The sequence below is a fragment of the Pseudomonas sp. S3_E10 genome (genome assembly GCF_054667615.1).
The window spans coordinates 320,072-346,487 of the sequence record NZ_CP162743.1 but is presented as its reverse complement, the minus strand read 5'-3'; the positions used below and the strand labels follow the sequence as shown (position 1 = coordinate 346,487).

Sequence of the window (26,416 nt, the reverse complement as noted above, 5' to 3'; positions counted from 1 at the left end):
GGCCGTCTTGCTCAAGCAAAAAGGAATTAACCTGTTCGGTGTTGCGCCTATCTTCAAGCGTGACGCCGACGAGCCTCTATTGCTTTCATACGCCCAGCAGCGCCAATGGTTCCTGTGGCAACTGGAACCTGACAGCGCGGCCTACAACCTGTCCAAGGCGCTGCGCCTGACGGGTAGCTTGAATCTTGACGCCTTGAATAACAGCCTGGCGGGACTGATGGCTTGCCATGAAAGCCTGCGCACCACGTTTGTCCAGGGCGCAGACCGTGTGCTGCAGTGCATTGCCGCGACAGGCGGCGCATCGCTGGTGGCCGAGGCCCATGAAGCCCGATGGGCGGCCGAAGGTGAGGCCGGCTTGCAGGCCGTGGTAGAAGCCGAGATCGCCCAGCCGTTCGATCTGGCAACGGGGCCGCTGATTCGGGCTCGTCTGCTTCGGCTTGCCGAGGACCAGCATGTGCTGGTTCTGACCTTGCACCACAGCATCTGTGACGGTGCTTCCTTGCAGGTCATGGTCAATGAGTTGGTGCAGCTGTACGCAGCCTTCAGCCAGGGGCACCCGGCACAACTGCCGGCGCTGCCGGTACAATATGCCGACTATGCACTGTGGCAGCGGCATTGGATGGAGGCGGGGGAGCGCGAGCGTCAATTGGGCTACTGGCAGGCCCAGTTGGCCGGCGAGCAGCCGGTACTTGAGCTGCCCACCGACCATGCGCGCCCAGCGGTGCAGAGCTTTGCCGGCGCCTCGGTCAACGTTGAGCTGGGCGCTCAGCGCCTGGAAGCGCTCAAGCGTCTGAGCCAGCGTGAGAACGTCACCACGTTCGTGGTATTGCTTGCCTCGTTCCAACTGCTGCTGCACCGCTACAGTGGCCAGGCGGATATCCGCGTCGGTGTGCCTATCGCCAACCGCAGTCGCAGTGAAACCGAGCGGCTGATCGGCTTTTTGGTCAATACCCAAGTGCTGCGCACTGAAGTGGATAGCCGCACCAGTGTTCGCGGTCTGCTGCAACAGGTGCGCAAAACCGCATTGGATGCGCAGGCGCATCAGGACTTGCCTTTTGAGCAGTTGGTTGAGGTGCTGCAACCCGAGCGTAGCCTGAGCCGTAACCCGCTGTTCCAAGTCATGTTCAACCACCAGGCCGAAGACCGGCAGGCTACGTCCATGCAACTGCCCGATTTGCAGGTGCAGGGGCTGGAGTGGGAAAGTCACTCGGCGCAGTTTGACCTGACGCTCAATACCGTTGAGCACGGCACTGGGGTTTCGGCAGGCTTTACCTATGCCTCGGACCTGTTCGACGCCTCGACCATCGAGCGCATGGCCGGCCATTGGCTCGCACTGCTCGACGCGATGCTGGCCGCGCCAGAACAGCCGGTTGAAACGTTGTCGATGCTGGCCGCCAGCGAACGCAGCACCTTGCTCGACGGCTGGAACGCCACCGCCACCGACTTCCCATTGCAGCACACCGTGCAGCAACTGATCGAAGCCCAGGTGCGGCACACCCCGGACGCGCCGGCGCTGGCGTTCGGTGAAGAGCGCCTGAGCTATCGCCAGCTCAACGAGCGCGCCAACCGACTGGCGCATTACCTGATCGCGCAAGGCGTTGGCCCGGACGTGCTGGTGGGCGTGGCGGCCGAGCGCTCCATCGAAATGGTTGTGGCGCTGGTGGCCATCCTCAAGGCCGGCGGCGCCTACGTGCCGCTGGACCCGGACTATCCGCAGGATCGCCTGAGCTACATGTTCGAAGACAGCGGCATTCAGTTGCTGCTGACCCAGGAGGCGTTGTTGCAGCGCCTGCCGATCCCGGTGTCGATCCGCAGCGTGGCGTTGGATCAACCGGGCGACTGGCTGGCGGCTTACAACACGTCCAATCCGTGCATGGCCCTGACCGGCGAAAACCTCGCCTACGTGATCTACACCTCCGGCTCCACCGGCAAGCCCAAGGGCGCGGGCAACCGCCACGTGGCGCTGACCAACCGCCTGTGCTGGATGCAAGGCGCCTACGGCCTGGACGCCAGCGACACGGTGGTGCAGAAAACCCCGTTCAGCTTCGACGTGTCGGTGTGGGAGTTCTTCTGGCCGCTGATGACCGGCGCGCGCCTGGTCGTGGCGGCGCCGGGTGATCACCGTGACCCGGCCAAGCTGGTCGAGTTGATCAACCGCGAACAGGTCAGCACTTTGCACTTTGTGCCGTCGATGCTGCAGGCGTTTTTGCAGGACGACGCCGTCAGCAGCTGCACCGGCCTCAAGCGCATCGTGTGCAGCGGTGAAGCGCTGGCGGTGGATATCCAGCAGCAGGTCTTCGCCAAGTTGCCGAACGCGGGGCTATACAACCTGTACGGCCCGACCGAAGCGGCCATCGACGTGACCCACTGGACCTGCATGGACGAAGGCCGTGACAGCGTGCCGATCGGCCAGCCGATTGCCAACCTGGCCACATATATCCTCGACAGCAGCCTGGAGCCGCTGCCGGCGGGCGTGACCGGCGAGCTGTACCTGGCGGGCGTCGGCCTGGCGCGGGGTTACCACCAGCGCCCAAGCCTGACCGCCGAACGCTTTGTCGCCAGCCCGTTCGTGGCCGGTGAGCGGCTGTACCGCACCGGCGATTTGGCGCGTTACCGCGCTGATGGGGTGATCGAATACGCCGGGCGTATCGACCACCAGGTGAAGATCCGCGGCCTGCGTATTGAACTGGGCGAAATCGAGGCCCGCCTGCTGGAGCATGCCGCCGTGCGTGAAGCGGTGGTGGTGGCTCGCGATGGCAAGCAACTGGTGGCTTACCTCGTTTTGGAGCCGGCGGCGAACGCTGATTGGCAGGCGCAGCTGAGCGCTCACCTGCACAGCGGCTTGCCGGATTACATGGTGCCCGCGCAATGGATGGCATTGGCGCAACTGCCGCTGTCGGCCAACGGCAAGTTGGACCGCAAGGCGTTGCCGGTGCCGGACGCCAGCCTGCAACAAGCGGTCTACATCGCGCCTGAAACCGATCTGGAACAGCGCATCGCGGCGATCTGGCAAGAAGTGCTCAAGCGTGAGCAGGTGGGCGTCACTGACAATTTCTTTGCCCTGGGCGGTGACTCCATCGTGTCGATCCAGGTGGTCAGCCGTGCCCGTCAGGCCGGCATCATTCTGACGCCTAAGGATGTCTTCCAGTATCAGACCGTCCAGAGCCTGGCGCGTGTCGCCCAGGTGGGCACGGCGCGGCTGATCGATCAGCAACCGGTCACTGGCGCCACCCCGTTGCTGGCGTTCCAGCAGTGGTTCTTTGCCACGGATATTCCCGCGCGGCATCAGTGGAACCAATCGTTGTTGCTCACGTGTGCCCAGACCATCGACCCCTTGCGCCTGGAGCAGGCCTTGCAGGCGCTGCTGGCGCATCACGACGCGCTGCGTCTTACCTTCACGCCGCAGGGCCAGGCCAGCCATGCTCGCGTCGAACCCGGCCAGGCATTGCTGTGGCAAGCCCAGGCAGATGATGACGTGCAACTGCAGGCCCGTTGCAATGAGGCCCAGCAGTCGCTGAACCTGCAAGACGGCCCGCTGTTGCGCGCGCTGCTGGTGCAAATGGCCGATGGCAGCCAGCGTCTGCTGCTGGTGATCCATCACCTGGTCGTCGACGGCGTGTCCTGGCGAATCTTGCTGGAGGACCTGCAAAGTGCCTACGCACAACTGGCCTCGGTGCGCCGGGTAAAATTGGCGCCCAAAACCAGTGCCTTCAAAGCCTGGGCCGAGCAGATGACGCAACACGCCATCAGTGAGGGCGTGCAAGGGCAATTGAACTATTGGTTGCAGACACTGGGTGATGACGCGGGCGATCTGCCCTGCGACAACCACCAGGGCGGCCTGCAGAATCGTCACGCCGCTACCGTGCAGACGCGCTTGGGTGCCGACCTGACCCGGCGACTGCTGCAAGACGCTCCAGCGGCCTATCGCACACAGGTCAACGACCTGTTGCTGACTGCGCTGGCGCGGGCGCTCTGCGGCTGGACCGGTGCCGACTCCAGTGTGATCCAGCTGGAGGGCCACGGCCGCGAAGACCTCTTTGAACAGATCGACCTGAGCCGCACGGTAGGTTGGTTCACCAGCCTGTACCCAGTGCGCCTGACACCCGCCGCCGACCTTGAGCAATCGTTGAAAACCGTCAAGGAGCAATTGCGCGCCGTACCGGAAAAAGGCCTGGGCTATGGCCTGCTGCGCTACCTCGGCGGGCCGGCTGAACGGGCTGCCTTGGCTGAGCGGCCGGAGCCGCGCGTAACGTTCAACTATCTTGGGCAATTTGACGGTCAGTTTGATCAGGACGCCATGTTCGTGCCCGCCAGTGAATCCTCGGGCAGTGAACAACATGCTGATGCACCGCTGGGCAACTGGCTGACCGTCAATGGCCAGGTCTATGGCGGGGAGCTGAGTCTTGAGTGGACCTACAGCCGCGAGATGTTCCACGACGCCACGGTGCAACGGCTGGCCGATGCGTATGCCGTTGAGCTGGCCGCTCTGGTCAGCCATTGCTGCGACCTTGGACACAGCGGAGTAACCCCTTCGGACTTCCCGTTGGCCGGCCTGTCCCAGATGCAGTTGGATGCGCTGCCTTACTCGCTGCGCACGATCGAGGATATCTACCCGTTGTCGCCCATGCAGCAGGGCATGTTGTTCCACAGCCTGTATGAGCAGGAAGGAGTGGACTACATCAACCAGCTGCGCGTGGACGTGGATGACCTCGACAGCGATCGTTTCGAGGCCGCGTGGCAAGCTACCCTGGCGGCGCATGAGAGCTTGCGCAGTGCCTTCCTCTGGCAAGGCGTATTCGAACAGCCGGTGCAGGTGATCACGCGTCAGGTCCAGGTGCCGCTGGAGTTGCTCGACTGGCAGGGCCGTGACGACCTTGCCACGGCACTCGACGCCGCCGCCGAGGCCCAGCGCAACAGTGGTTTTGTACTCGATCGTGCGCCATTGCTGCGCCTGTGTCTGATCCGCACGGCTCAAGCCCGACATCATCTGATCTTCACCAATCACCACATCCTGCTCGACGGCTGGAGTAACGCGCAGCTGTTCGGCGAGGTGTTGCAACGCTATGCGGGGCTCCCCGTGGCTCAGTCGGCGGGGCGTTACCGTGACTACATCGCCTGGCTCCAGGCGCGCGATAACGCCGCCAGCGAACAATTCTGGACGGCGCAACTGGCCGCACTGGACGCGCCGACCCGGCTGGCCGACAGCGTGTCGGGAGGGGTGGCCGGCGTGACTGGGCATGGCGAACTGATACATCTGCTGGATGGCGCCGCCACTCAACGCCTCAACGCTTTTGCCAGGGAACAGAAAGTCACCTTGAACACGCTGGTGCAAAGCGCCTGGCTACTGCTGCTGCAGCGCTATACCGGCCAGGCCACGGTCGCCTTCGGTGCGACGGTGTCGGGCCGACCGTCGGCCTTGCAGGGGATCGAACAGCAAATCGGTTTGTTCATCAATACGTTGCCGGTGATTGCCGGCAGCCAGGCGCAGCAGACCGTGGCTCAATGGCTGCAAACGGTTCAGGCACTGAACCTGAGCCTGCGTGAGCACGAGCACACGCCGCTGTTTGATATCCAGCGCTGGGCCGGGCAGGGCGGTGAAGCCTTGTTCGACAGCATTCTGGTGTTTGAAAACTACCCCTTGTCGCAAGCCTTGCAACAAGGGCAAGGCAGCGGCCCACGCTTCGGTGAAGTGTCGACGCTGGAGCAAACCAGTTACCCGCTGACAGTGGGCATCAACCTCGGCGAGACGTTGTCGCTGCACTACGGCTACGCCTTGCGCAGTTTCTGTGAACCGGTGATTGCCCGCCTGAATGCGCAGTTGCTACACCTTCTTGAGCAGTTCAGCCAATCGCCTCAGCGGCCGACCGGTGCACTGGACCTGCTGACCGCCGACGAATGGGCGCAGCTGCGTGCCGGCAATAGCCCTCAGCCATACGCCGTGCAGCCTTATGTGCATGAGCGCATCGCCATGCAGGCGCCTGGCAGCGTTGCGCTGATTGTCGACGGCCAACCGGTCACCTACGCGCAATTGGACCGCCGCGCCAACCGCCTGGCTCATGCGCTGATTGCCGAAGGGGTCGGCCCGGAAGTTCGCGTCGCCGTGGCCATGCCGCGTGGCGAGCAACTGATGGTGGCACTGCTTGCTGTGCTCAAGGCGGGCGGCGCCTATGTGCCGCTGGATGCGAGCTATCCGCAGGAGCGCTTGGCCTACTTGATGCAGGACTCCGGTGTCGCCTTGTTGTTGACGGACTCGCGCCTGGCTGAGCGATTGCCGAAGATTCCAGGCTTGCACACGCTTGAGCTGGATCGCCTGGACCTGCGCGACGGGCCCGAAACCGCGCCGCAGCTCGACCTGCACCCGGATAACCTGGCCTACGTCATCTACACCTCGGGCTCCACGGGGCAGCCCAAGGGGGTCAGCGTCGCCCACGGCCCGTTGTCCATGCACTGCCAGGCGATCGGCGAACGGTACGCCATGACTGCAACGGACTGCGAATTGCACTTCATGTCGTTTGCCTTCGACGGCGCGCATGAGCGTTGGCTGACCACACTGACCCACGGCGGTCGTCTGCTGATGCGTGACGACAGCCTGTGGACGCCGGAGCAGACCTACGCCGCCATGCACGAGTACGGGGTGACCGTCGCCGCATTCCCACCGGTGTACCTGCAACAATTGGCCGAGCACGCCGAACGCGATGGCAACCCGCCGCCCGTGCGCATCTACTGTTTCGGCGGCGACGCGGTACCCCAGGCCAGCTTCGAACTGGCCCGGCGCGCTTTGCGTCCCGAACACATCATTAATGGTTACGGGCCTACCGAAACGGTGGTCACGCCGCTGATCTGGAAAGCCGGCCCCGACCTTGAATGTGGCGCGGCGTACGCGCCGATCGGCAGCCGCATAGGTGACCGCAGCACGTACGTGCTGGACGATCAGCTCAACCCATTGTCCCAAGGGCTCAGTGGCGAGTTGTACCTGGGCGGCACGGGCCTGGCGCGCGGCTATCTCAATCGGCCGGCGATGACCGCCGAACGCTTTGTGCCGGATCCTTTCGGTGTTCCCGGTGCGCGGCTGTATCGTTCCGGCGACCTCGTGCGCCAGCGGGAAGACGGCACCACCGATTACATCGGGCGCATTGACAACCAAGTGAAAATCCGTGGTTTCAGGGTTGAACTCGGCGAAATCGAAGCACGCCTGCAGGGGCAGCCTCACGTGCGTGAGGCGGTGGTGGTCGCCCAGCCAGGCTTGAGCGGGCAGCAACTGATTGCCTACGTGGTGCCGGCCGATGCGGCGCAACTGCAGGATGCTCGCCTGCCAGGCTTGATCAAGATGCAGCTCAAGGAGGTGCTGCCCGGCTATATGGTGCCGGCGCATGTGCTCGTGCTCAGCGCCTTTCCCTTGACCCCCAATGGCAAACTCGATCGCAAGGCATTGCCCAAGCCGCAGGCCGGTGTGTCTGCGCTCGACTATGAGGCCCCGCGCAGCGAGCTTGAACAACGAATTGCCACCCTCTGGGAGGAAGTGCTGCGCTTGGACCAGGTGGGGCTGAACGACAACTTCTTCGAGTTGGGCGGTGACTCGATCATCTCTATTCAAGTCGTCAGCCGCGCCCGCGTGGCCGGTATTCATTTCACGCCCAAGGACCTGTTCCAGCACCAGACGGTGAAAAGCCTTGCGGCGGTGGCTCGCACCGACGGCAAGCGGGTTGTGATCGATCAAGCGCCGGTCAGTGGTGACGCGCCGCTGTTGCCGGTCCAACAGGTGTTTTTCGACCAGGCTGTTCCCGAGCGCGATCACTGGAACCAGTCAGTGTTGCTCAAGCCTTACGCACCGTTGGACGCGGCTTACCTGGAGCAGGCCTTGCAGGCGTTGGTGGTGCAGCACGACGCATTGCGCATGGCGTTCACCTCGCAAGCGGCTGCCCGGTACCTGCTGCCGACTCAGTTACAGGCCGCGCCGCTGCTGTGGCAAGCCCAGGTCGCAGATGCCGAAGCCTTGCTGGACCTGTGTGAGCAGGCCCAGCGCTCGTTGGACCTGGCGCGTGGGAGCGTGGCCCGTGCGGTGCTGGCGACGCTTGCCGACGGCTCCCAGCGACTGTTGCTGGTGATCCACCACTTGGTGGTGGACGGTGTCTCCTGGCGTATTTTGCTTGAAGACTTGCAGAGCGTTTACCGGCAGTTGGTCGCCGGCGGCACGGCGCAACTGCCAGCCAAGACCAGCGCGTTCAAAACCTGGGCCGAGCGCTTGCAGGCGCATGCCAGTGGCCCTGCCTTGCTGGCCGAGCTGCCGTTCTGGCAGGCGCAGCTGGACGGTGCCCCTGCACATTTACCGCGTCAGCGTGCCGATGGCAGCCTGCAAAGCCGTTACGCCCACACCGTAGAAAGTCGCCTGGACAGCCTGCAGACGCGACAGCTGTTGCAAGTGGCGCCCGCGGCCTACCGGACTCAGGTCAACGACATGCTGTTGACGGCGCTTGCGCGAGTGATTTGCCGCTGGACGGGGCAGGCTTCCACGCTGGTTCAAATGGAGGGTCATGGCCGTGAAGAGGTATTTGACGACCTGGACCTGACACGTACCGTGGGTTGGTTCACCAGCCTGTTCCCGGTCAAGCTTTCGCCGGCCTCGACCCTGGCTGATTCGATCAAAGGCATCAAGGAGCAACTGCGCGCGATTCCCCAAAAAGGGATTGGGTTCGGCGCGCTTCGTTACCTGGGCGACGAAGAGGTGCAGCAGGCCTTGCGGGCATTGCCGACACCGCGCATCACCTTCAACTACCTGGGCCAGTTCGATGGCAGCTTCGACGAGGCCGAGGGCGCGCTGTTTGCGCCATCCGGCGAACAGGCGGGCGCCGAACACAGCCTGGAGGCTCCACTGGGCAACTGGCTGACGCTCAATGGCCAGGTGTACGCCGGGGAACTGAGTGTGGACTGGCGCTTCAGTTCGCAGATGTTTGATCCCGCGTGCATTCAACGCCTGGCCATTGATTTCCAGGAGGAACTTGTTGGCCTGATCGAACACTGCGCCCACCACCAAGGGGTGACGCCATCGGACTTCCCGCTGGCACGCCTGAACCAGGCTCAGTTGGATGCGCTGCCGATCGCGGTGGCGCGTATCGAGGACGTGTACCCACTGTCGCCGATGCAGCAGGGCATGCTGTTCCATACGTTGTATGAGCCCGATAGCGTGGACTACATCAATCAGATGCGTCTGGATGTCGACGGCCTTGATCCGCAGCGTTTGCGCCAGGCCTGGCAGGCGGCGCTGGATGCGCATGACAGCCTGCGCAGCGGTTTCGTCTGGCAGGGCGAGCTGGAGCAGCCGGTTCAGGTGGTGTTCAAGCAGGTCGATCTGCCTTACGCACTGCACGATTGGCAAGGCCGCCAGACGCTGCAAAGCGACCTCGATGAACTGGCCGCCAGCCAGCGCGAGCAGGGGTTTGAACTCACGCAGGCGCCGTTGCTCAACCTGCAATTGGTACGTACGGGCACTGCACGGCACCACTTGATCTTCACCAGCCATCACCTGCTGATGGACGGCTGGAGCAGCTCCCAGTTGCTCGGCGAAGTGTTGCAACGCTACAGCGGCCAGGCGCCTGCAGGCGCACCCGGGCGCTACCGCGATTACATCGGCTGGCTGCAAGCCCAGGACGCTGATGTCAGCCAAGGGTATTGGCGCGAACAACTGGCCTTGCTTGATGAGCCCACGCGCCTGGCGCAGGCGCTGGCTTACAACCCGCACGCGGGTGTATCCGCCAGCGGTTATGGCGATCACTTCCTGACCCTGGATCGCGCGCAAACCCGGCACCTCGGTGATTTCGCGCGGGCCAGCAAGGTCACGCTCAATACGTTGGTGCAAGCGGCGTGGCTGCTGCTGTTGCAGCGCTACAGTGGCCAGGCGTCGGTAGCCTTCGGCGCGACGGTGTCGGGGCGCCCGGCACAACTCAAAGGCGTCGAGCAGCAAATCGGCCTGTTTATCAACACATTGCCGGTCATTGCTCGCCCATCCGCTGAGCAAAGTGTTGCGCAATGGCTGCAAGGGGTGCAGGCACAGAACAGTGCGTTGCGTGAGCATGAACACACGCCGCTGTTTGATATCCAGCGCTGGGCCGGGCAGGGCGGTGAAGCCTTGTTCGACAACATCCTGGTGTTCGAAAACTACCCGGTCTCCGAAGCGTTGCAGCACAGCGAGCCTGCCGAGCTGAGCTTTGGTGCGGTACACAGCCATGAACGCACCAACTACCCGCTGACGTTGCTGGTTAACGTGGGCGAGCAACTGGCATTCCAGTTCAGCTACATGGAATCGAAGTTCAATGCTTGCGCCGTTGCCGGGTTGGCGGCTTGCCTGGAGACGCTGTTGGCCCGGCTTGCCGAGTCTGCCGAGCGTGCCTTGGGTGAGGTCGATATGCTGCCTGCCAGCGAACGCAGCACCTTGCTCGACGGCTGGAACGCCTCCGCCACCGACTTCCCATTGCAGCACACCGTGCAGCAACTGATCGAAGCCCAGGTGCGGCACACCCCGGACGCGCCGGCGCTGGCGTTCGGTGAAGAGCGCCTGAGCTATCGCCAGCTCAACGAGCGTGCCAACCGACTGGCGCATTACCTGATCGCGCAAGGCGTTGGCCCGGACGTGCTGGTGGGCGTGGCGGCCGAGCGCTCCATTGAAATGGTCGTGGCGCTGGTGGCCATCCTCAAGGCCGGCGGCGCCTACGTGCCGCTGGACCCGGACTACCCGCAGGATCGCCTGAGCTACATGTTCGAAGACAGCGGCATTCAGTTGCTGCTGACCCAGGAGGCGTTGTTGCAGCGCCTGCCGATCCCGGTGTCGATCCGCAGCGTGGCGTTGGATCAACCGGGCGACTGGCTGGCGGCTTACAACACGTCCAATCCGTGCGTGGCCCTGACCGGCGAAAACCTTGCCTACGTGATCTACACCTCCGGCTCCACCGGCAAGCCCAAGGGCGCGGGCAACCGCCACGTGGCGCTGACCAACCGCCTGTGCTGGATGCAAGGCGCCTACGGCCTGGACGCCCGCGACACGGTGGTGCAGAAAACCCCGTTCAGCTTCGACGTGTCGGTGTGGGAGTTCTTCTGGCCGCTGATGACCGGCGCGCGCCTGGTCGTGGCGGCGCCGGGTGATCACCGTGACCCGGCCAAGCTGGTCGAGTTGATCAACCGCGAACAGGTGAGCACTTTGCACTTTGTGCCGTCGATGCTGCAGGCGTTTTTGCAGGACGACGCCGTCAGCAGCTGCACCGGCCTCAAGCGCATCGTGTGCAGCGGTGAAGCGCTGGCGGTGGATATCCAGCAGCAGGTCTTCGCCAAGTTGCCGAACGCGGGGCTATACAACCTGTACGGCCCGACCGAAGCGGCCATCGACGTGACCCACTGGACCTGCATGGACGAAGGCCGTGACAGCGTGCCGATCGGCCAGCCGATTGCCAACCTGGCCACATATATCCTCGACAGCAGCCTGGAGCCGCTGCCGGCGGGTGTGACCGGCGAGCTGTACCTGGCGGGCGTCGGCCTGGCGCGGGGTTACCACCAGCGCCCAAGCCTGACCGCCGAACGCTTTGTCGCCAGCCCGTTCGTGGCCGGTGAGCGGCTGTACCGCACCGGCGATTTGGCGCGTTACCGCGCTGATGGGGTGATCGAATACGCCGGGCGTATCGACCACCAGGTGAAGATCCGCGGCCTGCGTATCGAACTGGGCGAAATCGAGGCCCGCCTGCTGGAGCATGCCGCCGTGCGTGAAGCGGTGGTGGTGGCTCGCGATGGCAAGCAGCTGGTGGGTTATGTGGTGCCCACCGAGGCCGGTTTTGGCGGCGTTGATCATGCGGTGCAACTCAAAGCCCACTTGCTGCGAACACTGCCCGAGTACATGGTGCCGGCGTCGATCCTGTTGCTGGCCCAGATGCCGTTGAGCCCCAATGGCAAGCTGGCGCGCAACCTGTTGCCGGCCCCCGAAACGGCCCAGGCACAGGCGTATGTGGCACCGGTGAATGCGGTCGAGGTGACGCTGGCGGGTATCTGGCAAACGGTGCTGGGCCTTGAGCAAGTGGGCGTCACCGACAACTTCTTCGCCCTGGGCGGCGATTCCATTGTGTCGATCCAGGTGGTCAGCCGGGCGCGTCAGGCCGGTATTCGTTTCACGCCCAAAGACCTGTTCCAGCATCAGACGGTACAAAGCCTGGCGTTGGTGGCCAAGACCGGTGCCGAAGCGCTGGTAATTGATCAATCCCCGCTGACGGGCGCGGCAGTGTTGTTGCCCCTGCAGCAGCACTTTTTTGAAGAAGTGAGTACCGAGCGTCATCACTGGAACCAATCGGTATTGCTCAAGCCACGCCATGCCCTCGACGCAGCGAGCCTTGCGCGCGCACTGGACGCGGTCTGCACCCATCATGACGCGTTGCGCCTGCGGTTTACCGAGCAGGAGGGCGCCTGGACGGCCCACTTCAGCGACGTGCAAGCGCAGTATTCGCTGCTGTCGCAGGTCAACCTTGACCGGCCGCAAGACCTTGCCGCAGCAGGCCTTGAAGCCCAACGCAGCCTGAACCTGCAAGACGGGCCATTGCTGCGTGCCTTGCTGGCGACGCTGGCGGACGGCAGCCAGCGCCTGTTGCTGATCATTCATCACTTGGTCGTCGACGGCGTGTCCTGGCGTGTATTGCTGGAGGATCTGCAAAGCGCCTACGCACAGGTTCCGTCCGCCCAGGCCATACGCCTGCCGGCCAAGACCAGTGCGGTCCAGCAATGGGCCACGCGTTTGCAGGGCTATGCCCGCAGCACCGGCGTGCAAGCCGAGTTGCCGTTCTGGCAGGCCCAGTTGCACGGCACCGCGCAGTTGCCGTGCGACTTCCAGGGCGGCGAGCGCTTGAATCGGCATGCGGTGACGATCCAGACGCAATTGGATGTGACCACCACACGGCAATTACTGCAACAGGCGCCGGCCGCTTACCGTACCCAGGTCAACGACCTGCTATTGACGGCCCTGGCACGCGTGATCGCCCGCTGGACGGGTGATCACGCCACGGGCATCGCCCTCGAAGGGCATGGCCGTGAAGAGGTGTTCGACGACTTGGACCTGACCCGCACCGTGGGTTGGTTCACCAGCCTGTTCCCGGTGTGCTTGCAGGTGGCGGACGACCTCGGCGCGTCGATCAAGGCGGTCAAGGAGCAATTGCGCGCTATCCCGCACAAAGGCCTCGGTTTTGGTGCGTTGCGCTACCTCGGTGACGAAGCGAGCCAGGCCGCGCTGCGTGGCCTGCCGATGCCGCGCATCACGTTCAATTACCTGGGGCAGTTCGATAACCAGTTCGATGACCAGGCCTTGTTCGTGCCGGCGGGCGAGTCGGCCGGTGCCGAGCAAAGCCTGGACGCCGAGCTGGCCAACTGGTTGACGCTCAACAGCCAGGTGTATGGCGGCGAGTTGAGCCTGAGCTGGACCTTCAGCCACAGGATGTTTGCACCGCAGACCATTCAGGCCCTGGCGGACGACTATGTGCGCGAACTGAGTGCACTGGTCGCCCATTGTTGTGATGACGCCCACAGCGCGGTCACACCGTCGGATTTCCCGCTGGCGCACCTCACCCAGGCACAACTGGACAGCTTGCCATGGGCGGCCCGCGCGGTTGCCGATATCTACCCGTTGTCGCCGATGCAGCACGGTATGTTGTTCCACAGCCTGTACGAGCAGGAAAGCGGCGCGTATATCAACCAGTTGCGTGTCGATGTCGACGGTTTGCAGGTCGAGCGTTTCCGCGCGGCCTGGCAGGCGGCGATTGATGAACATGACATCCTGCGCAGTGGCTTCCTCTGGCAGGGCGCGTTCGAGCGGCCGGTGCAAGTGGTGCACAAGCACGTGGTGGTGCCGTTGAGTCTTCATGACTGGCAACAGCACAGCGCGCTTGCAACGGCGCTGGATGACCTCGCCGAGCAAGAGCGCGTTCAGCCGTTCGATCTGCAACAGCCCGCACTGTTGCGCCTGACCGTGGTACGTACGGCGACCGATCGTTATCACCTGATCTACACCAATCACCACATCCTGCTGGACGGCTGGAGCAATGCGCAGTTGTTCGGTGAGGTGCTGCAACGCTACAGCGGTGCGCCGGTGGCGCCGCTTGCCGGGCGCTATCACGACTACATCGCCTGGCTGCACCGCCAGGATCGGGCTGTCAGTGAAGCGTTCTGGAAGCAGCAGTTGGCCCAGTTGAGTGAACCGACGCGCCTGGCCCATAGCATCAGCCAGGGTAGCGAGGCGCTGGCCGGCGGGCACGCCGAGCATGTGCGTGTGTTGGATCGCGGTTTTACCCAGCGCCTGGGCGAGTTCGCCCGTCAGCAGAAAGTCACCCTCAACACCCTGGTGCAGAGCGCGTGGCTGTTGCTGTTGCAACGCTACACCGGCCACGACACGGTTGCCTTCGGCGCGACAGTGTCGGGGCGCCCGGCTGAACTGGTTGGGGTTGAACAGCAGATAGGCCTGTTCATCAACACCTTGCCGGTGGTGGCCCGCCCACAACCGGAACAGCGACTGACCGATTGGCTGGCGCAATTGCAAGGCCAGAACGTTGCCCTGCGCGAGCAGGAGCACACGCCGCTGTTCGATATCCAGCGCTGGGCCGGGCAGGGCGGTGAAGCCTTGTTCGACAACATCCTGGTGTTCGAAAACTACCCGGTCTCCGCCGCATTGGAGCAAGGCGCAAGCGGTGGCCTGGGCTTCGGCACCGTGACCAACCACGAGCAGACCAACTACCCGTTGACGGTGCTGGTCAACCTCGGCGAGACCTTGTCATTGCACTTGAGCTATGACTTGGGCAGTTTCCGCACGGCCGCTATCGAGCAGATCGCCGAAGGCCTGTTGAACCTGTTGGGCTGCCTGGAGGGCGAGACGCTGCTGGGGGGTATCGACCTGCTGCCGGCCAGCGAACGCAGCACCTTGCTCGACGGCTGGAACGCCACCGCCACCGACTTCCCATTGCAGCACACCGTGCAGCAACTGATCGAAGCCCAGGTGCAGCACACCCCGGACGCGCCGGCGCTGGCGTTCGGCGAAGAACGCCTGAGCTATCGCCAGCTCAACGAGCGTGCCAACCGACTGGCGCATTACCTGATCGCGCAAGGCGTTGGCCCGGACGTGCTGGTGGGCGTGGCGGCCGAGCGCTCCATCGAAATGGTCGTGGCGCTGGTGGCCATCCTCAAGGCCGGCGGCGCCTACGTGCCGCTGGACCCGGACTATCCGCAGGATCGCCTGAGCTACATGTTCGAAGACAGCGGCATTCAGTTGCTGCTGACCCAGGAGGCGTTGTTGCAGCGCCTGCCGATCCCGGTGTCGATCCGCAGCGTGGCGTTGGATCAACCGGGCGACTGGCTGGCGGCTTACAGCACCGTCAACCCAGGTATCACCCTGACCGGCGAAAACCTCGCCTACGTGATCTACACCTCTGGCTCCACCGGCAAGCCCAAGGGCGCGGGCAACCGCCACGTGGCGCTGACCAACCGCCTGTGCTGGATGCAAGGCGCCTACGGCCTGGACGCCAGCGACACGGTGGTGCAGAAAACCCCGTTCAGCTTCGACGTGTCGGTGTGGGAGTTCTTCTGGCCGCTGATGACCGGCGCGCGCCTGGTCGTGGCGGCGCCGGGTGATCACCGTGACCCGGCCAAGCTGGTCGAGTTGATCAACCGCGAACAGGTGAGCACTTTGCACTTTGTGCCGTCGATGTTGCAGGCGTTTTTGCAGGACGACGCCGTCAGCAGCTGCACCGGCCTCAAGCGCATCGTGTGCAGCGGTGAAGCGCTGGCGGTGGATATCCAGCAGCAGGTCTTCGCCAAGTTGCCGAACGCGGGGCTGTACAACCTGTACGGCCCGACCGAAGCGGCCATCGACGTGACCCACTGGACCTGCATGGACGAAGGCCGTGACAGCGTGCCGATCGGCCAGCCGATTGCCAACCTGGCCACATATATCCTCGACAGCAGCCTGGAGCCGCTGCCGGCGGGCGTGACCGGCGAGCTGTACCTGGCGGGCGTCGGCCTGGCGCGGGGTTACCACCAGCGCCCAAGCCTGACCGCCGAACGCTTTGTCGCCAGCCCGTTCGTGGCCGGTGAGCGGCTGTACCGCACCGGCGATTTGGCGCGCTACCGCACTGACGGGGTGATCGAATACGCCGGGCGTATCGACCACCAGGTGAAGATTCGCGGCCTGCGTATTGAACTGGGCGAAATCGAGGCCCGCCTGCTGGAGCATGCCGCCGTGCGTGAAGCGGTGGTGGTGGCTCGCGATGGCAAGCAGCTGGTGGGTTACGTCGTTTTGGAGCCGGCGGCGAACGCCGATTGGCAGGCGCAGCTGAGCGCTCACCTGCACAGCGGCCTGCCGGATTACATGGTGCCCGCGCAATGGATGGCATTGGCGCAACTGCCGCTGTCGGCCAACGGCAAGTTGGACCGCAAGGCGTTGCCGGTGCCCGAGCAGGTGCAAGAGGCGTATGTGGCGCCGCAATCAGCGGTCGAAACAGCCCTGGTGGGTATCTGGCAAGCGGTGCTGGGCCTGGAGCAAGTGGGTGTCACCGACAACTTCTTCGCCTTGGGCGGTGACTCCATCGTGTCGATCCAAGTGGTGAGCCGCGCCCGCGAGTTGGGTTTGGGCCTGAGCCCCAAAGACCTGTTCCAGTTCCCCACCGTGCGCACGTTGGCACTGCGTGTGGTCACTCTGGATGATCGCGACGCGCAATTCATGGCCACTCCAGGCCAAGTGCTGCACGGCCTCAGCGCCGAGCAGCTAGAGGACTTGCCGATCCCGCACGCCCGGGTGCAAAGCCTCTATCCGTTATCGCCGATGCAACAAGGCATGCTGTTCCTGGGCCTGAACGCCCCGGATGCCGAGCTGTATGTGAACCAGTTGTGCCTGCCGGTCACCGGCTTGCAGGTGGAACGGTTCAAGCAGGCGTGGGCGGTGGCGTTCGCGCGTCATCCGATCCTGCGCACAGGCTTCGTCTGGCAAGACCTGGAGCAACCGCTGCAGTTTGTCATGGACCATCTGGAAGTACCGCTGCGCGAACTCGACTGGCGCGGTTGCGCCGACATTGAGCAGCGCGTGCAAGCGTTGGCCGACAGCGAACGCGTGCAGGGGTTTGACCTGGACCAGCCGCCGCTGCAACGGATCATCCTGGTGCGCCTGGACGACAACAGCCATCAACTGGTGTGGACTTACCACCACATCCTGATCGACGGCTGGAGCATTTCGCAGTTGATCGGCGAGGTCTTGGCCCAATACTCCGGGCAGGCGCTGGCACCGGCCTTGCCGTACGAGCATTACATTGGCTGGCTGCAACGCCAGGATGCCAGGGCCGGCGAACAGTTCTGGCGCCGACAACTGGCCGTACTGGACCAGCCGACCTACCTGGCCGATACCGTCAACGCGATGCCCGAGGGCAAGGGCCACAAGGCGTTGTACAGCCGCTTCGACGCGGCCGCGACCGATGCGCTCAAACGCTTCGTCCAAAGCCAGCAGGTCACGCTGAACACATTGGTGCAAGCCGCCTGGTTGCTGCTGCTCAGTCGCTACAGCGGTCAGCGCAGTGTCACGTTTGGCGCCACCGTGTCGGGGCGTGCGGCAAGCCTGCCGGGTTCGGAACGTATCCTGGGCCTGTTCATCAACACCTTGCCGGTGATCCAGGAGATCGCGCCCCAGCAAACCGTGGGTGATTGGCTGCGGCAGTTGCAGGCCTATAACCTGGATATGCGCGAGCGCGAATACACGCCTCTGGCGGATATCCAGCGCTGGGCAGGCAAGGCCGGACAGGCGCTGTTCGACAGCATTATCGTGTTCGAGAACCAACCGATCGACCAGGCCCTGCGCGAATGGCAGGACGGCAGCCTGGCGTTCGGCGACGCCGCCAGCGCCGGCCTTACCGACTTCCCGATGGACCTGATGGTGACCCTCGAAGACGGCCTGGTGATCGAATACATGTACTTGCGCGAACACTTCAACGACGCCGCAGTGGAAGGCATTCGCGCCAATATGGAAGGCCTGCTCCTGCGTCTGGCCGAGGATGCCGGGCAAGCCCTGGGCGCCATCGGTCTGCCGCTGGCCACTGCGTCCGGGGCCGGCGTAGCGCCAGCGGCACGCACAGCGGAATGGGTGCATGAGCGCATCGCTCAGTGGGCGACCCTTCAGGGTGATGCCGGCGCAGTGTTGTTTGCCGAGCGGCGCTTGTCCTTCAGCGAGTTGGACCAGCGAGCCAACCGCCTGGCCCAGGCATTGATCGTCGAAGGTGTCGGCCCGGATGTACGGGTCGGCGTGGCCTTGCCGCGCAGCGAGGGCATGATCATCGCGCTGTTGGCGGTGCTCAAGGCCGGTGGCGCTTATGTACCGCTGGACGCCAGCTACCCCAGCGAACGCCTGGCCTACATGATGCAGGACTCCGGTATTGCACTGTTGTTGACCGAGCAGGCCCTGGCTGCGCAGTTGCCGATACCGGCCAGTGTGCATGTTCTGGCGCTTGATCAGCTGGTGCTTGACGCCTTCCCGGCCGTCGCCCCCAAGCTGAGCATTCACGCCGAAAACCTCGCCTATGTGATCTACACCTCAGGTTCCACCGGGCTGCCCAAAGGCGTGGCGGTCAGTCATGGCCCGCTGGCGATGCATTGCCAGGCCATTGGTGAGCGCTATGAGATGAGCCCGGCCGATTGCGAGTTGCACTTCATGTCGTTCGCCTTTGACGGCGCCCACGAGCGTTGGTTGACCACCCTGACGCACGGTGGCCGCTTGTTGATCCGCGATGACAGCCTGTGGACCCCCGAGCAGACCTATGCCGCCATGCACGCCCATGGCGTCACGGTGGCGGCGTTCCCGCCGGTGTACCTGCAACAGTTGGCCGAGCACGCCGAGCGCGACGGCAACCCTCCGCCCGTGCGCATCTATTGCTTTGGCGGGGATGCGGTGGCGCAGGCCAGTTTCGAGTTGGCCCAACGCGCCTTGCGTGCGCAGTTCATCATCAACGGCTATGGCCCGACGGAAACAGTCGTGACGCCGCTGATCTGGAAAGCCGGCCCCGACGCGGTTTGCGGTGCGCCCTATGCACCTATCGGCAGCCGCGTCGGTAACCGCAGTGCCCAGGTATTGGATATGGACCTCAACCCGCTGCCCAATGGCTTGGCCGGCGAGTTGTACCTGGGGGGTGAAGGGCTGGCGCGTGGCTACCTGAACCGGCCGGCAATGACCGCCGAACGGTTTGTGCCTGACCCTTCGCGACGTGATGGCGCACGCATGTACCGCTCGGGTGACCTGGTGCGGCTGCGTGCGGACGGCACCGCTGACTACCTGGGGCGAATTGATCAGCAGGTGAAAATCCGTGGGTTCCGGATCGAGCTGGGTGAAATCGAGGCGCGCCTCAAAGACAGTGCCCAAGTGCGTGACGCCGTGGTAATCGCCCGCGATACCGGCAGCGGCAAACAGCTGCTGGGGTATGTCATCGCCGCTGACGGCAGCGCCGACGAAGGTCTGGTACAGCGCCTGCGCGAGCAACTGCAAGGCAGTCTGCCGGATTACATGGTGCCCACCCATTTGATCCGTCTGGAACAGTTGCCATTGACGCCAAACGGCAAGCTGGACCGCAAGGCGCTGCCGGAGCCATCCGCCAGTGTGGCGACGGCGGGCTATGTGGCACCGATGAGCGAGGTGCAGAAGGCGCTGGCGGCTATCTGGCAGACCTTGCTAAAGGTTGAGCGTGTTGGGTTGGACGACAACTTCTTCGAACTGGGCGGTGATTCGATCCTCAGCCTGCAGTTGGTCGCACGTTGCCGGACGCTCAAGGGCCAGGGTTTTAGCCTCAAGCTGCGCGACCTGATGCAAAAACCGACGATTGGTGAACTCACCACCGAGGCTGCGGCCACTGAACAGCGTTCCCCGTTATTGGCACTCAGCCCGGCAGTGGCGGGGCGTGCGCCCCTGTTCTGCGTGCATGCCGGCTTTGGCACCGTGTTCGACTATGAACCGCTGGCTCGCGCGTTGGGCGCTGAACGGCAAGTGATCGCCCTCCAGTCGCGGATGCTGCTCGACCCGCTGTGGAAGGATCAATCGCTGCAGGACATGGCCCGCGACTATGTCGGCTATTTGCGCCAACAGCAGCCCCAAGGGCCTTACCACTTGGTGGGTTGGTCGTTGGGGGGCACGCTGGCGGCGTTGATGGTGGCGGAGTTGCAACGCCAGGGGCAGACGGTGGCGCTGCTCGGCTTGCTGGACACTTACGTGCCCGGTGAACCGGCAGCCCAGGCGGATGACTGGCAGGCCGACCTGCGCGAATTTGTCGACGTGACGCGGCATAGCCTGGCACCGCACCTGCAACCGTCCGGCGCGGAAACGCCCGACAACCTGCGCCAGCTGTTTACCGAAGCCTTGACCTGTGAAGGGGGCGATGCACACCGTCCAGGCTTCGGTGCCGAGGAACTGGCCCAGGTGTTCATGGTGGCACGTCACCTCAAGCGCCTCTCGTTGCAACTGGCGGCGTGTGAACACCTGCCGGTGCAACCTGAATGCTGGTGGACCGAGGGTCGTGCCGACGAGGCCGCGCGCCTGGCCGCGCAACTGGGGCAGGCCACCACCGGGCATGTGCTTGGCTGTGGTCACTTCGATGTGCCGCGCGCCGAGTCGGTGTTGCAGGGGCTGGTCAATGCGCTGGCACAGCCTGCCGCGGTCATCTGAACATTATTGGAATAAACGCCGGGCGAGGCACCACGCCCGCCCGGCTCAGCGAGTGTTTTTATATGTCATTGAATCCTGATATCGCCGCGTTTCTTGAGTTGGTAAACAGCGGTCGCGCGGCGGGAAAAAACCTGGCGATGCATCAGTTGTCGCCTGAAGAGGCGCGAGCACAATTCGACCTTTCATCGCAGATGATGGACGCCGGTGCCGCCGACCTCGAGCAGGTCGACAGCGTGAGCATCCCGACCCGTGATGGTCAGCGGTTGGCTGCGCGGTTATACAGTGCCCGCCCACTGAGCCCAGCCACGCCTTCGGCGGCCGTGCTGTACTTTCATGGTGGTGGTTACGTGGTCGGCAGCCTTGATTCTCACGACGCCCTGTGTCGCGCCCTGGCTGAAATCGCCGGCTGCGCGGTGGTGTCCGTGGCTTACCGATTGGCACCGCAATGGCGTTTTCCCACCGCCGCCCACGATGCCGCAGACGCCTGGCAGTGGCTGGTAGAGCAGGGCGCCGAGTTGGGCATCGACACCCGCCGCCTGGCGCTGGCCGGTGACAGCGTTGGCGGTAGCCTGGTGGCGGTGTTGGCCACGCAGTTGACCGCCGAACGCGCGGCGGTCCAGCCACGCCTGCAAGTGCTGATTTACCCGGTGACTGACGCCAGCCGCAGCACACCCTCACTGGAGCGTTACGCCTCGGGTTACCTGCTGGAAAAAGACACGCTGCAATGGTTCTACGGGCTGTACGAGCGCGACGTCGCCGATCGCCGCGACCCACGCTTTTCACCGCTGCTCGGCGCGGTGCCTCCAGGCCTTGCGCCAACGTTGATGGTGTTGGGCGAATGCGATCCGCTGCACGACGAATGCCTGGCCTACGCTGCGCATCTACGCGAGGGCGGGGCGTTGGTAAAGGTGACGGTGTACCCGGGCATGACCCATGACTTCTTGCGCATGGGGGCGATCATTGACGAGGCTGAGCAAGCGCAGGAACAGATCGCTCAGGCGTTGCGGGAGGTATTCGCGTAACGGTTGGAGGAGGAGCCGGCTCCCTGCCGTCACGTGCGGTAGGGAGCTTGTAGGTTCAGGGCTGTTTGAAGCCGGGTTTGCCGTTGGCGGCTCGCCATTTTTTGACGACGTTAAGAATGCCAGCAGGGCTATCCTCTACGCCTTCTGCCGGATAGAAGATAAGGCCATTTTTTTCTGGGTGTTCTGTGACTTTCGTAAAGTGGATTGCGAGTGTATTGATGTGTTTTCCAAGTGCGTCATCCTCAAGGTTGTGTTTGTTTGTAAAAAACTCCTCAAGCAGTTCGAGGAATTCAGCCTCTGTGTAGTCCTCGTACTTTTCTTTCAATAGCATGTTATTGATCCCCTTTTTTTGAGTGGGTTTGGATGTGCAGCCTAGGTGTCATGATGCGCATGTTGTCAATGTCGTATACAGCCCCGGAGGGGTGAACGGGAATAATATGATGAATTTCAAATTGGCCACGTCCACCAACTTGTTCGCTGGGAATTGTGAAAGGAGACGTTCCATTTTTAATCAGCGTCCTGTTCGCGCCTTTGAATTGAGCCGATAGCACGGGGTCAAGAGATACTATAGTCCAAAAGAATTTTCGGAAACTTTTGAAGTTTTTAAACTCTTTCCCCTTCAATTGATCAGCAAGTTGCGATGCGATAGCCGCGCCTTCCCCTCGCGATGCAGCATCCAACCAGTTGCCCGTTACAGGTTGTCCATTTCCTGTCACCACCCCAGGATCCTCCCGTCTATCCTTGAACATCACATAGATTGGAGGGATTCCCGAATCTGCAGGGAACACTGTGATGAAATCATCAAAGCTGGCTTCGACTACTCCAGGGAATATATCTGTTCGCCCTTCAATGGGCGTTACCGTGGCGCCGGGGTAGATCGCAGGTTCACTCTGTTCGGCGGGTGTGGTGGACGAGTTATTGCCCGGCTCAACGATAGGCGTCCACGTCAGGGTACGGGGCGGTGTGTTTGCCGTCGTGACGCTATACAGATTTTGTTGCGCGTCATAGGTCGCTGCCAAGACGTTCACGCGCGAAGGCAGTATGGCCCCATCGGTCTTGACTACGAAAACTTCTGATTGCCCGTTGGCGGCGGTTTTTGAGCTGAGTCGATAAGGCAAGTCAATCGTGCCACCTTCCGCCGCAATAGCGCTTAGATCATCCGTTGTATCGGGTAGGAGGTCTGAGAGCGGGGTACTGAACGTGTAGCGTTCGGGCAATTCGCCATTCGCGAGTTTTGGCGAGTAGAAAAGTGCTGAAATACCCACGATAAGTCCAGCGCCGACACTGGCAACCAAACCATTGAGTGCGGCGATGGCCGCACTGACCGCAGCGCGAAGCGAGAGTGTGGTTGTCTCCACCGAAATCACGGTACCGGCGGTGGTGACAAGCAACGCACCGGCCTTTGCCGCTGGGCCGGATACAGAAAACCGGTTGGCCGCTTGAATCTGGCGCGCCTCAAGCAATGCCTGTCGTGCCGCCGCTGCTTGCGTGTTGAGCACGTCAATTTGTGCTTGGATCAGTTTAGCTGCATAAGCCGCTTGATATGAACGAATGAAGCTGGCGTGATTCCTATCTCTTCCTTGACGGCCAAGTTGAGTGCCGAATGTACCGACTACATTCCTTCGAGTATCTGTCAACGGGTCTTTATAGAAATAAGCACTGACAATACTCTTTTGAATTTCAAGCTCCGTGCTTTTCGAGGCTGTCAGTTTGTTGATGGCTTCCAGTCGGAGGTTTATTTTCTCCATTGGCAACTGGCTACCGGTACCAGCCGTCCCTTCAAGTTCGGTAAGCGTAGCCTCAGTGGCTACTAACAGATTTTTATCGTTTTTATCGATCTCGGCTATGTAATGAGTGTCCAATGTGTCAATAAGTTTGTTGGCCGTAAGGTCAATGGCTTTTATAGTTCGGACTTCATTATTGATCTTGGTTGCATTGGCCCCACTACCCCCGCTGCCGATTCCGCCAGGAATAGTAATGGGTAATTCATTTACGGCATTGATTTCAGTAAGGCCCAACTCAATGGGCCCTTCACCTGATCCTGACATAGGACTCTCCTTGGTACGCATTTAAGTTCTTGTGAGAAATCGAATGTCCGGGTTTTAGGCGTTTATTGCTACTGTCCGTTCGGTCAGGTTGTGATGCATTTTTAATGCGTGTCTGTTGTCCCGTTAAACCTCACGTTGAATATCGCAACCAATAAAAAGGCGCATCAGCCAAGCTGATGCGCCTTTTTATTGAGAGGGGCTCCTGAACTACCAGAGCCCGATGTGTGATCAGAAGTTGTATTTGAACGACGTCATCAGGTTTCGTGGCGCGCCGTAAACCCCGGCGCTGGTGGTGGAGTAGTACTCCTTGTCGAACACGTTGTTGAGGTTGACCGATGCCGACAGGTTTTTGGTGATGTCGTAACGTGCCATCAGGTTGGTGACCGCATAGCTCTTCTGCTCGTAGTACTTGAGGTCGAAGCCGGTTTTGCTCTGCCAGTTGATGCCGCCGCCGACGGTCAGCTTATCCAGCGGACCGGTCAGGCGGTACGAGGTGAAGGTCTTGAAGCTGTGGCGCGGAATCTGGGTCGCGATGCGCTTGTCATCCTGGTCGGTGGAGACGCTGTAGGTGTAACCGCCCGCCGCTTGCCAGCCTTCGGCCAGTTCGCCGTTGAATTCCCATTCCACGCCCTGGGTGGTGGTGCCCTTGCTGGTTTTGTAGGCTTGCCAGCCGGACGGGGTAAGGTTGCTGCCATCGGCAATGCCCAGGTTGTCCTGTTCGACCTTGAACAGGGCCAGGCTGGTGTTGAGGCGACCTTCGTTGAATGCCGCTTTCACGCCGGCTTCGTAGCCGGTGCCTTCCAGTGGGTCGAGGTAGGAACCGCTGGTGGTCTGCAACGACTGCGGGTTGAAGATCTTGGTGTAACTGGCGTACACGGACCAGATCTCGCTCAGGTCGTAGACCAGGCCGGCGTATGGGATGGTGACCCCGGTTTCCTTACGATTGGATTGGGTCACGTCGCCCGAGAAGTAGCGGGTCTCGTCGTCCTGCTTCCAATCGATTACGCGGCCACCGACGATCAGCGTCGTGTCATCGTTGAGGTGAAAGCGCGACGTCAGGTAGGCGCCGTACTGGTTCTCTTCGAAGTCCTGGCGGCCGGTATTGACGAAGTCCGGCTTGGCGACATTGCCGTTCCAGTCGCCGATCGCGCCAATGGTGCCGTCGTAGCTGCCGCCGGGACGAACCCAGCCGCCGTAGTCCGGTGCGTTTTCGTTGCGGATCTGCGACAAGGTCACGCCGGTGATCAACTCGTGCTCACGACCAAACAGTTGGAACGGACCGGTCAGGTAGGCATCCACTGCGTTCTGGATCGGGTTGCCCTGGAACTTGTTGGGCATGACGTAGGCACCCAGGCCGGTGGTCTTGTCGATGTCTCCCGCCAGGTAGACGATTTCTGAGTCGTATTTGTTTTCGTTGCGGCTGTACTCGACCTTGCCGCTCCAGCCGTTCTCGAACTGCTTTTCAAGGGAGGTGAAGAAGGTGGTTTGCTCGTGGTCGTAGTAGGACCAGTCGGCGCTGGTGTTGAACGAACGCTTGAAGTCGGTAAGGCTGCCATCGCTGTATTTGAGCGGGAAGCCGCTGCGCGGTGGCTGGTTAGTGTGCTGGGTCTGGTAGCTGAAACCGACGGTCAGCAGCAGGGTGTCCGACAGGTCGAATTCAGTGATGCCGTAGACCAGGTTGTTGTCTTGCTTGTAGCGGTCGATCCAGGCGCCCTGGTTCTTGTAGTCCACTACCAGGCGGCCGCGGATATTGCCGGTCTCGGTCAACGGGCCGGACACGTCGACGCTGGCGCCATAGCGGTCCCAACTGCCGGCTTCACCGCCAATGCTCACCTGGGCCACGTCGGTGGGGCGCTTACGGATCATGTTGATCGTGGCGGACGGGTCGCCCATGCCGCTGATAAGGCCAGTTGAGCCACGGACCACTTCGATGCGGTCATACATGGCCGTGTTCTGGGTGTAGTTGTCCAGACGCGAGGAGGTGGGCACGCCATCGATTTCATAGTTGTTGATGGCGAAACCGCGCGAGTAGTAGCTGTCGGTATCGGCGCCCAGGCCTTCACGCACCACGGTAATGCCGGAAACGGCTTCCAGGGTATCGGTCAGGTTGGTCAGGTGCTGGTCCTGAAGACGTTGCTGGGTGATCACGGTGATCGATTGCGGCGTTTCCTTGAGCGGGATATTCAGCCGGGTCGAACTGCTGGAGGAGTCCGTGGTGTAGGAGCCAGTACCTTCGGTGGTTGAGCCGGGTGCCTTGCCGGAAATGCTGATGGCACCCAGTTGCAACGAAGAGCCGGTACCGGGCGGTGTCAGCGAAATGGTGTTACCGGTTTGCTGATAGTTGATGCCGCTGCTCCCCAGCAGGGTATCAAGTGCCTGTGCGGGCTCAAGCGTGCCGTTCACCGGTGCCGACTGCAGCCCCTTTACCGTGTCAGCCCCGTATAGAATTTGCAGGTCGGCTTGATGGCCCAAGGCCTGCAACGCACTGGAAAGGGGTTGCGCCGGAATATTCAATGCAACAGGAGTGGCCTGGGACTGACTGGAGGCCAGCACCATGCCCACCATGGCGCTGGCCAACAGGGTTTTCTTGAATATCGGTCGTAGGGCGGTTGTCGCAGAGCAGCTTGGAGTTGGGGTGTTCATTGCGTGAAAGG

The 26,416-nt window shown here is 62.4% G+C and carries 5 protein-coding genes; 2 read left to right on the top strand and 3 right to left on the bottom strand.

The window, feature by feature from the left end:
* Window positions 1–7 precede the first annotated feature (7 nt).
* Together AB4N98_RS01355 and AB4N98_RS01350 are read left to right on the top strand one after the other, a co-directional pair.
* Entirely contained in the window at window positions 8–20,692 is a 20,685-nt protein-coding gene (locus AB4N98_RS01355; RefSeq protein WP_460149180.1) for a non-ribosomal peptide synthase/polyketide synthase, read from the top strand.
* 62 nt (window positions 20,693–20,754) lie between these two features.
* On the top strand, window positions 20,755–21,714 hold the full coding sequence (locus AB4N98_RS01350; RefSeq protein WP_460149179.1) for an alpha/beta hydrolase: 960 nt from the start codon (window positions 20,755–20,757) through the stop codon (window positions 21,712–21,714).
* A 55-nt stretch (window positions 21,715–21,769) separates the two neighbouring features.
* On the opposite strand, the gene AB4N98_RS01345 is transcribed toward AB4N98_RS01350, so the two are convergent.
* The 3 genes from AB4N98_RS01345 to AB4N98_RS01335 form a co-directional block, all read right to left on the bottom strand.
* Complete coding sequence (locus tag AB4N98_RS01345; protein WP_460149178.1) at window positions 21,770–22,045, bottom strand: bacteriocin immunity protein; 276 nt, start codon at window positions 22,043–22,045, stop codon at window positions 21,770–21,772.
* Between the two features lies 1 nt (window position 22,046).
* On the bottom strand, window positions 22,047–23,762 hold the full coding sequence (locus AB4N98_RS01340; protein WP_068934733.1) for an S-type pyocin domain-containing protein: 1,716 nt from the start codon (window positions 23,760–23,762) through the stop codon (window positions 22,047–22,049).
* 228 nt (window positions 23,763–23,990) lie between these two features.
* Window positions 23,991–26,405, bottom strand: a complete 2,415-nt coding sequence (locus AB4N98_RS01335) for a TonB-dependent siderophore receptor (protein ID WP_065878296.1) — start codon at window positions 26,403–26,405, stop codon at window positions 23,991–23,993.
* Window positions 26,406–26,416: the final 11 nt, after the last annotated feature.

Coding starts and splice junctions, on each gene's coding strand:
- AB4N98_RS01350 (WP_460149179.1), top strand. CDS start 20,755: ATGTCATTGAATCCTGATATCGCCGCGTTTCTTGAGTTGGTAAACAGC.
- AB4N98_RS01345 (WP_460149178.1), bottom strand. CDS start 22,045: ATGCTATTGAAAGAAAAGTACGAGGACTACACAGAGGCTGAATTCCTC.
- AB4N98_RS01340 (WP_068934733.1), bottom strand. CDS start 23,762: ATGTCAGGATCAGGTGAAGGGCCCATTGAGTTGGGCCTTACTGAAATC.
- AB4N98_RS01335 (WP_065878296.1), bottom strand. CDS start 26,405: ATGAACACCCCAACTCCAAGCTGCTCTGCGACAACCGCCCTACGACCG.